This is a genomic window from Nocardia glycosmidis, assembly GCF_052545115.1.
Map to the genome: position 1 here is coordinate 102,638 of NZ_JBQWRH010000003.1, position 7,911 is coordinate 110,548.

9 protein-coding genes are annotated in these 7,911 nt (G+C 65.8%); 5 read left to right on the forward strand and 4 right to left on the reverse strand.

From position 1 onward, the window contains the following. The first annotated feature begins 32 nt into the window (after window positions 1–32). The 3 genes from secY to map are packed head-to-tail and all read left to right on the forward strand — an operon-like array spanning window position 33 to window position 2,724. Window positions 33–1,355, forward strand: a complete 1,323-nt coding sequence (gene secY / locus ACT86A_RS04790) for a preprotein translocase subunit SecY (RefSeq protein WP_445090766.1) — start codon at window positions 33–35, stop codon at window positions 1,353–1,355. After that, window positions 1,352–1,897: an adenylate kinase gene (locus tag ACT86A_RS04795; RefSeq protein ID WP_445090767.1), complete on the forward strand. Its 546-nt coding sequence runs from the start codon at window positions 1,352–1,354 to the stop codon at window positions 1,895–1,897. The genes secY and ACT86A_RS04795 overlap by 4 nt, the downstream gene beginning before the upstream one ends. A 29-nt stretch (window positions 1,898–1,926) precedes the next feature. Then, a complete protein-coding gene (gene map / locus ACT86A_RS04800) occupies window positions 1,927–2,724 on the forward strand; it encodes a type I methionyl aminopeptidase (protein ID WP_445090768.1) in 798 nt (265 codons plus the stop codon). 564 nt (window positions 2,725–3,288) lie between these two features. Here map and ACT86A_RS04805 read toward each other — a convergent pair. From ACT86A_RS04805 to dtd, 4 genes are all read right to left on the reverse strand, one after another. Further along, the gene (locus ACT86A_RS04805; RefSeq protein WP_445090769.1) at window positions 3,289–3,717 is read right to left on the reverse strand and encodes a DUF4254 domain-containing protein; all 429 of its coding nucleotides are present in this window, start codon (window positions 3,715–3,717) and stop codon (window positions 3,289–3,291) included. Beyond that, window positions 3,714–4,172 carry a DNA-directed RNA polymerase subunit beta gene (locus ACT86A_RS04810; protein ID WP_445090770.1) on the reverse strand — a complete coding sequence of 153 codons (459 nt, stop codon included), beginning with the start codon at window positions 4,170–4,172 and terminating at the stop codon, window positions 3,714–3,716. Before ACT86A_RS04810 ends, ACT86A_RS04805 begins: the two co-directional genes overlap by 4 nt. A 317-nt stretch (window positions 4,173–4,489) precedes the next feature. Further along, window positions 4,490–5,995: a hypothetical protein gene (locus ACT86A_RS04815; RefSeq protein ID WP_445090771.1), complete on the reverse strand. Its 1,506-nt coding sequence runs from the start codon at window positions 5,993–5,995 to the stop codon at window positions 4,490–4,492. A 152-nt stretch (window positions 5,996–6,147) separates the two neighbouring features. Then, entirely contained in the window at window positions 6,148–6,579 is a 432-nt protein-coding gene (dtd, locus tag ACT86A_RS04820; protein ID WP_445090772.1) for a D-aminoacyl-tRNA deacylase, read from the reverse strand. Between the two features lie 427 nt (window positions 6,580–7,006). On the opposite strand from dtd, the gene ACT86A_RS04825 reads away from it, so the two are divergent. Both ACT86A_RS04825 and ACT86A_RS04830 read left to right on the forward strand, forming a co-directional pair. Further along, entirely contained in the window at window positions 7,007–7,327 is a 321-nt protein-coding gene (locus tag ACT86A_RS04825) for a hypothetical protein (RefSeq protein ID WP_445090773.1), read from the forward strand. Window positions 7,328–7,388: 61 nt separating this feature from the next. Further along, on the forward strand, window positions 7,389–7,892 hold the full coding sequence (locus ACT86A_RS04830; protein ID WP_445090774.1) for a YbaB/EbfC family nucleoid-associated protein: 504 nt from the start codon (window positions 7,389–7,391) through the stop codon (window positions 7,890–7,892). Window positions 7,893–7,911 lie beyond the last annotated feature (19 nt).

The following is a 7,911-nucleotide window of genomic DNA, read 5'->3' on the forward strand; positions in this document are numbered from 1 at the left end:
TCATGACCATGTCGTTCGCGCCAGGAGGATCAGTGCTTTCCGCCTTCGTATCGGCCTTCCGGACTCCGGACTTACGGCGGAAGATTCTCTTCACGCTGGGGTTGGTCGCGCTGTACCGCGCGGGTGCCTCGCTACCCTCCCCCGGTGTGGACTACCGGGCGGTCCAGGACTGCATCAAGCTGGTCTCCGGCGGTGAGTCCGCCGGTATCTACCAGCTGATCAACCTGTTCTCCGGTGGCGCGCTGCTCCAGCTGTCGGTTTTCGCGATCGGCATCATGCCGTACATCACCGCGAGCATCATCATCCAGCTGCTCACCGTCGTCATCCCGCGGTTCGAGGAACTGCGCAAGGAAGGCCAAGCCGGCCAGAACAAGATGACGCAGTACACCAGGTACCTGTCGATCGCGCTGGCGATCCTGCAGGCCACCGGCCTGGTCGCGCTCGCGGCCCGCGGGCAGCTGCTGCAGGGTTGCCAGAAGGACATCCTGGCGGACACCAGCATCTTCGGCATGATCATCATCGTGCTCGTGATGACCGCGGGCGCGGCCCTGGTGATGTGGTTCGGCGAGCAGATGACCGAACGCGGCGTCGGCAACGGCATGTCGTTGCTGATCTTCGCCGGTATCGCCGCCCGTATCCCGACCGAGGGCAAGGCCATCCTGGACAGCCGCGGCGGCCTGGTGTTCGCTCTGGTGTGTGTCGCCGCGCTGGTGATCATCATCGGGGTGATCTTCGTCGAGCAGGGTCAGCGCCGGATTCCGGTCCAGTACGCCAAGCGCGTGGTGGGACGGAAGATGTACGGCGGCTCCTCGACCTACCTGCCCTTGAAGGTGAACCAAGCAGGCGTCATCCCGGTTATCTTCGCGTCGTCGCTGCTGTATCTGCCCAACCTGATAGCGCAGCTGACGGGGTCGCAGAACAATCCGAACCCGAGCTGGTGGCAGGAGATCATCGCCAAGTATCTGGTGAATCCGGGCAACCCCGTGTACATCGCGATCTACTTCAGCCTGATCGTGTTCTTCACCTACTTCTATGTCGCGATCACCTTCAACCCGGAGGAACGCGCGGACGAGATGAAGAAGTTCGGCGGCTTCATCCCGGGTTATCGCCCGGGCAAGCCGACGGCCGATTACCTCAACTTCGTCCTGAGCCGTATCACCCTCCCCGGCTCGATCTACCTCGGTCTGGTCGCTGTGCTGCCGAACCTGTTCCTCGACATCGGTTCCTCCGGTGGCGCCCAGAACCTTCCGTTCGGCGGTACCGCGGTGCTGATCATGGTGAGCGTCGGTTTGGACACCGTGAAGCAGATCGAGAGCCAGCTGATGAATCGAAATTACGAAGGGTTCCTCAAGTGAGAGTTGTACTGCTCGGTCCGCCGGGTGCGGGTAAAGGCACCCAGGCTGTCCTGCTATCGGAGAAGCTGGGCGTTCCGCATATCTCCACCGGGGACCTGTTCCGTGCGAATATCGACCAGCAGACGCCGCTCGGGCGCGAAGCGCAGAAATACATGAACGCGGGTGACCTGGTGCCCAGCGACGTGACCAACCGGATGGTCGAAGCGCGGGTCAACGAGCCCGATGCCGCGACCGGTTTCGTGCTCGACGGCTACCCGCGCACAGTGGACCAGGCCGACGCCCTGGAGAAGATCCTCAAGGACATGGACACCACGCTCGACGCGGTGCTGTGCTTCGTCGTACCGGAGGACACGGTGGTCGACCGGATGCTCGCCCGCGGGCGCAACGACGACAACGAGGACGTGATCCGCAACCGGCTCCGGGTATACCGCGAGGAGACCGAGCCGCTGCTGGAGCACTATGACGGCCTGGTCGTCTCGGTGGACGGCGTCGGCGAGATCGACGATGTCAACGCGCGCGCACTGCGCGCGCTCGGTCAATGATGCCGCTGACGATGGAGCGCTGAGGCCGGATGGTCTTTCACCGCAAGAAGAAGGTTGTGCCGTTCCGGACCGACGGTGAACTGGATGCGATGGCGGCGGCCGGCGCGATCGTCGGTCGCGCTCTGGTCGCCGTACGCGCAGCCGCCGAGCCCGGCGTGTCCACCCTGGAACTGGACGAGGTCGCCGAGCAGGTGATCCGGGACGCGGGCGCGGTGCCCTCGTTCAAGGGCTACCACGGTTTCCCCGCGTCCATCTGCGCCTCGGTGAACGATCGTGTCGTGCACGGGATTCCGTCCGGCGCGGACATTCTCGCCGAAGGCGACCTGGTCTCGATCGACTGCGGAGCCATTCTCGACGGCTGGCACGGCGATGCGGCCTGGACCTTCGGTATCGGGACGATCATCGAGGCCGACCGGTTGCTGAGCGAGGCGACGAAGTTGGCGATGGAGGCCGGCATCGAGGCGATGCTGCCCGGTAACCGGCTGTCGGACGTGTCGCATGCCATCGAGTTGGGCACCCGCGCGGCCGAGCAGGAGCACGGTCGCGCCTACGGCATCGTCGACGGCTACGGTGGGCACGCTATCGGCCGTGAGATGCACCTCGATCCCTTCCTCGCCAACGAAGGTGCGCCGGGCAAGGGGCCGCAGCTGGTGGTGGGCTCGGTTCTCGCGATCGAACCGATGCTCACGCTCGGCACCACCCAGACCAAGGTGCTCGACGACGACTGGACCGTGGTCACCACCGACGGCAGTCGCGCGGCACATTGGGAGCACACCGTCGCCGTCACGGAGAACGGCCCGCGGATTCTGACCCTGCGTCCGGAGTAACGCCCGGCGATCGCCGGGCGGACATCGCGAATCGGTGACGCTGCGCGGCGAGGAGCCGAGCCGCACCGACGCCAGGCATCCTGGTCGATCGCGCCGCGAGTCCGGGCCGGCACCCGGTGCCGACCGCGGATCACCGGACGAACCCAGCTTGCGCTGGATCGGTGACGTCGTTCCTTGCACCCGCGTCCGGTGCGTCCAACCGAATCGGTGTGCCCGAGGCGGAACCGGTACGGTATTCGTCCCTCCTTCGTGCCGAACCTGTCCTGAACGATGGCGTCAGCGTATGGCCGGTCCGCGGCCGGGCACGTGAGTAGGCAGCTACTCGAATTCGCTGGCGCACTACGTAGTTCGATTGGATACCGACCGCCAGCCGGTTCGTCCCCAACGACGGGAACCGCTGTGGGGTGGGTATTCGCTCTGCGTAGGTAGTGGGGTGTGCGATGGGATGCCGGGCGAGCGCACTGCCAAGGTCACGGTGCCGACCTCGAATCCGTCTCGTCGGTCCTGGTAGAGATGGGTAGCGCTGCGTCTCACCGTGCGGAGGAGACGCAGCGGCGCAAACCCTTACGATGCGCTCGGCAGTCTGCGGATGCCCGCGCAGACCTCAGCGGCCAGATCGTCGTAGCCGACGGCCAACTCGGCCAAGCGCTGCCAGCTGTCCCACAGATCCCATTCGGCCGCCCCGCCCAGCGCCGCATAGGCGTGTGCGGTGAGCTGGGCCATGCGGTCGATCACCGAGCCCATGGTCTCGGTGTGCATGCGCGCGGCCGCGTGCGCGGGCGGCAACTGTATGGTGATCCAGCGATCGATTTCGCGAACCAGGCTCGCGCGAACCAGGTCGATCTGGTTCAGCGAGTCGCCTTCCGAGCTGAGCCGGTGCTCGTGCAACCCGGCGAGCTCATGGGCGCAGCGCAGCAGCGGGTTGCCTTCCTCGGCATCACCTCGGCATGCTTGCAGCACCTGATGCTTGGCGGGCAGGGCGCGGGTGGTCATCGCTTCTGCGCTCCCGAGCAGGACCGGACGGCGTCGATGATCGATGAGCCGGAAGGGCGGAAACCATTGCACGGGGCCACGATCCAGTGTCGATACCGGGCGCTGACGTCCTCGGGTGAAGGCAGTGCGATCTCGCCGCCGAACGGCACGATCGAGACGTTCAGGCGGAACAGTTCAGCGAACAGCCGAACGTCGTCGGATAAATTCGGGCGGGTCAGGAAGGTCCATCGTTTGGACCGTTCGTGACAGATGATCGGGCCCAGGTCGATGTGGTGCTCGGTGAGGTAATCCTGGACCCTTTCCCCTAGTGCGGCGGGCATCGTGATCGCGCCGATGCATCCGGCGCGGACGGTGATTCGGCCGATCTCCGGATGGACTCCGGCGGGCAGGTCGCACGTGTGTCGGTAGTAGGCGCATCGGGCGGCCGGAGTATCCGCCAACGCCGTTTGATCCATGAGGTCCTCGGGTAACTTCGTCTGAATATTCCTGTGGCCCGGCCGGTGAGGTGGCATCGGTGTTGTGATCCGGTTCACCTGGCGGGCGCTATCTCAGTAGAGCACTCTGCCGAACGCGATGAAGATTCCGTTCAATTAGTTCGCGATAAGTTCGTTTATATATCGGTTACCGGTTGGGTACGAATCAGCTGATGTGTCGGTGCCGCGCGGCAAGCGCACCGGCTGCCGGGGCGCCTTGCTCACCCTTGGCGCGGGGCGCTGATCCGGTGACAACGCGACGCGGCCAGGGTTGCGGACCGCAGGTTTGAGCGACGGGCTCAGGGGGTGGTGCGGAAGAACAACACTCGGTCGCCGTGCTCGGACAACGGTGTGTTGACACTGATTTGGCGCAGGCCGCTGTCGGGCAGGTAGGTGAGGTTGGCGAACACCTTCGTGTTGCCGAACGCCGCGCGCAGTTTGGTCTCGGTCGCCCGGTCGGGGTTGTAGCGGGCCAGCGTCTTGAAATCCAGCGGCGCGAGCGGCTTGTCGAGCGGAGCTTGGCCGGCCGGACGGCCGAGCGCGGCGTACTGGGTGGCGGCGCCGTGCTCGTACCAGCACAGCTCATAGGCCACGTTCTCGGTCACCGTAATGGCGGCCACCGGCCAGTCCTGCGAAAGGCGCAGTGCTAGTGGGTGTTTCGCCACGGGAGTGAGCTCCCAGTTCAGGCTCATGACCGTCACCCAGCCGCCGTAGGGTTGATCGATCAGCACGATGTCGTCGCCGAGGGTGCGGGAGGTGTTCAGCTTCGGCTCGCGGATCTTCCACTTCGACTCGGGTTTACCGAGGTAGCTCTCGCGGTCGAGAGGGTAGGCGTCATCGACTGCGTACGCGGCGATGATCGCGGTCCGCACCTGGGCGATGGCATCGCGTTCCGGTAGGTACACGCTCAGCGCGCCGAAGGTGGAGTCGATTCGCACGGGCGTCGCGGGCTGTTCCTGCTCGGCGCCCGCCGCGAGCGGTCGCAGGCCGACGAGGACCAGCTTCCAGTTGATCTCCTCGACCGTCGAGAGGTCCCCGGCGGAAGATTTGAACATGACCTGCTGCTGGGTCAGGCGCCCCGCCTGCTCCAGCGTGCGGCAGCCCAGTTCGAGCAGAGCCCGATGCGATTTCGGAGTGAGGTCCAGGTCCTGGATGCCGCACGCACGCAACCGGATCGACATGCTGGTCGAGGTCAGCGCCGCGTAGCGTTCCCGGTACATGGTGATGGCCTGCTTGCGCGACCGGCCGACCATGAGCGTCCGCAGCAGTGTGCTCAAGCTGGCCAGGTACTTGCCGGACAGCTCGGGGTTCGCCGCGGCCAGGGCGGCGCGGATGCGGGCCGCTTCCTCGGTTGCCGCGACCGCGGCGTCTTGGTCCAGTCGGCCCAGCCACACACCGCACTTGCCGAGCCCGTCGGCGCACATCCCCGCCACGTGCGGATACGTCTGTGCCACTTGGCGATACGTGGCGCAGGCGCCGCGGATGGTGCTGGTGGCCAGATCGCGGCGCCCGGCGTCCCGCGTGACCTGCTCGAAGATCCGCAGGGCCTCTTGTAGTTCGCCCGCGAACCGCGCCTCGACCATTCCGGCGGCCAGCCAGTGCAACCGGATGCCGACCGCTTCCTGCGCCGGTGCGCAAGCCTCGACGGTTCGGTCCCTGCGGGCGGCGGGATCGTTCCTGGTGGCGATCAGCGCCTTGGCGAGCTCGGCGAGCGAGGTGGCCAGTCGGAGTTCGGATTCGACCGTTCGGTCTCGGGCCGCACTGCGATCGACCGCTACCTGTCGTTCGATAGCACTCAGATCCATCGCGACCCCAACTTCCGCATCACCTTCCACAGACGGTCGTTCGATCGGCCGCATCTGTTCTCGCGGAGAGAGTCTGCCACAAATCGGGTGCCGTCGCCCGAAACGAACGGGGTGGCTGCTAGCTGCCAGCTAACTCGGCGCGAACCAGGTGTTCAGGCCTCCAGCAGCAGCGTGACCGGGCCGTCGTTGGTGAGCTCGATGTGCATGTGTGCGCCGAATCGACCCGTCGCGACGGTCGCGCCGAGCGCGCGCAGTGCCGCGGCGAAGGCGTCCACGAGTGGTTCGGCGATCGGGCCCGGCGCGGCCGCGGACCAGGACGGGCGGCGTCCCTTGGCGGTGTCGGCGTAGAGGGTGAACTGGCTGACCACGAGCACGGGCGCGTTCAGGTCGGCCGCGGAACGCTCGCCGTCCAGAATTCGCAGCCGCCACAGCTTGTCCGCCAGGGCCATCGCGGTCGCTTCGGTGTCGTCGTGGGTGACGCCGACCAGCGCGACCAATCCCTGCGGTTCGGGTTCGATCCGGCCAACGAGTTCGCCGCCGACGGTCACCTGTGCGGCGGTCACTCGTTGTACAAGAACTCGCATCGGGTGATCATCGCACTCGTGACCCGCGGGCGGGCTGGTGTGCCGCGGACTGTGTAGCGGTCGCCTCCCCGGCGCGGCGTGGCCCGCCCGGTGTGCATGCCGTGCCATTGCCGATTCGGTGACAACGGGCATGCGCCTCTGGGCCATCCGCGCAAACGGTGGTTGCCAAGACGTTCCCGCGCCTCGGTGAACCGGGTGTGAACGGTGTCGTCGGGAAATCAGGGTACGTGCCAATGTGATTGTGCGACAGGTCATCAGGCGTTCATCGAGGTTATCGACGCGTACGTCGTCGCGCATCTGTGCGTTACTCCCATGCCGTCTTAAGTTCATGTAAAGGTTACTGATGAGTTGCACTGGACTGCGATCGTCGGAGGAGTTCGAACCGTAGTCGAGCGGTGGCACACCACCCCGGGGGTAGAGGCGCGAGATGACGACTGAGAATTACTCCGAGAAGCTGAGGACCGCGGGGTACGAGACCGAGAAGGTCCGGGCTCGGTTGGCGAACATCTCCGGTCGCGTTCAGGATCAGCTGAGCACCTTGCTGTCCGTGATCGGCAGCGACGACTTCGGCAGCAAATACATCCAGGGCAACGGTAGTCCCGGCCTGGCGGAGCGGCTGCAGGGCGCGGTGGACGGCACCAGCACTATGGCGGAGTCCTGGGCGAACCTGTCGAATGGCCAGTACGAGGCGGCTGTCGCCGCCGAGCGAAACGAGGACGCCGCTCGGCAGTTGATCGAGCAGGTCTGAGCAGCGGCAATGGTCGCCGGCGGGCTTTCCGGGCGCTGGCATGGAGTTCGGAGTGGGTGAAATGACATCTGGGCGTATGGAGGGGGAGATCGCCGGGCTGTTGGAGGACTTCCGTGGCCGCATGCGGGATATCGCGGAAGCGCAGCGGGAGCGCGTCAAGCTGACGGCGACCGCGACCACGCGCGACAAGACGGTGTCGGTGACGGTGAACGCCAACGGCGTCGTCATCGAGACTCGCTTCTCCGATCGCATCGATGAACTGAGCTACGACCAGATCGCGAAGGCGGTCACCCGGATGGCGCAGCAAGCGGCCGACGAGGTGTTCGCCAAGAGCAAGGCGCTCGCGGCGCCGTTGTTCGACGCGCGGGCACGGATGCCGAAATTGTCCGATGTGATCGAGGGAATGCCGGATATCGAGACCGAAATTCCCCTGGAGCCGCCGGTTTCGCTGGCGCCCCCCGGTTCGTCGGAACGCGACGAGGTGATGACGTTCACCGATGTCGAGAGCTACAACCACGGTGGTGGCCGGGGGTCAACGGAGAGCGTCGCCGGCCAAGCCTGGTGACGTGTGAATCGGCCTCTCG

Excerpts from the sequence above, each read along its gene's own strand:
- ACT86A_RS04805 (WP_445090769.1), bottom strand. The coding sequence starts at position 3,717 with ATGACCACCCGCGCCCTGCCCGCCAAGCATCAGGTGCTGCAAGCATGC.
- dtd (WP_445090772.1), bottom strand. The coding sequence starts at position 6,579 with ATGCGAGTTCTTGTACAACGAGTGACCGCCGCACAGGTGACCGTCGGC.
- ACT86A_RS04825 (WP_445090773.1), top strand. The coding sequence starts at position 7,007 with ATGACGACTGAGAATTACTCCGAGAAGCTGAGGACCGCGGGGTACGAG.
- ACT86A_RS04815 (WP_445090771.1), bottom strand. The coding sequence starts at position 5,995 with ATGGATCTGAGTGCTATCGAACGACAGGTAGCGGTCGATCGCAGTGCG.
- ACT86A_RS04830 (WP_445090774.1), top strand. The coding sequence starts at position 7,389 with ATGACATCTGGGCGTATGGAGGGGGAGATCGCCGGGCTGTTGGAGGAC.
- map (WP_445090768.1), top strand. The coding sequence starts at position 1,927 with ATGGTCTTTCACCGCAAGAAGAAGGTTGTGCCGTTCCGGACCGACGGT.
- ACT86A_RS04810 (WP_445090770.1), bottom strand. The coding sequence starts at position 4,172 with ATGGATCAAACGGCGTTGGCGGATACTCCGGCCGCCCGATGCGCCTAC.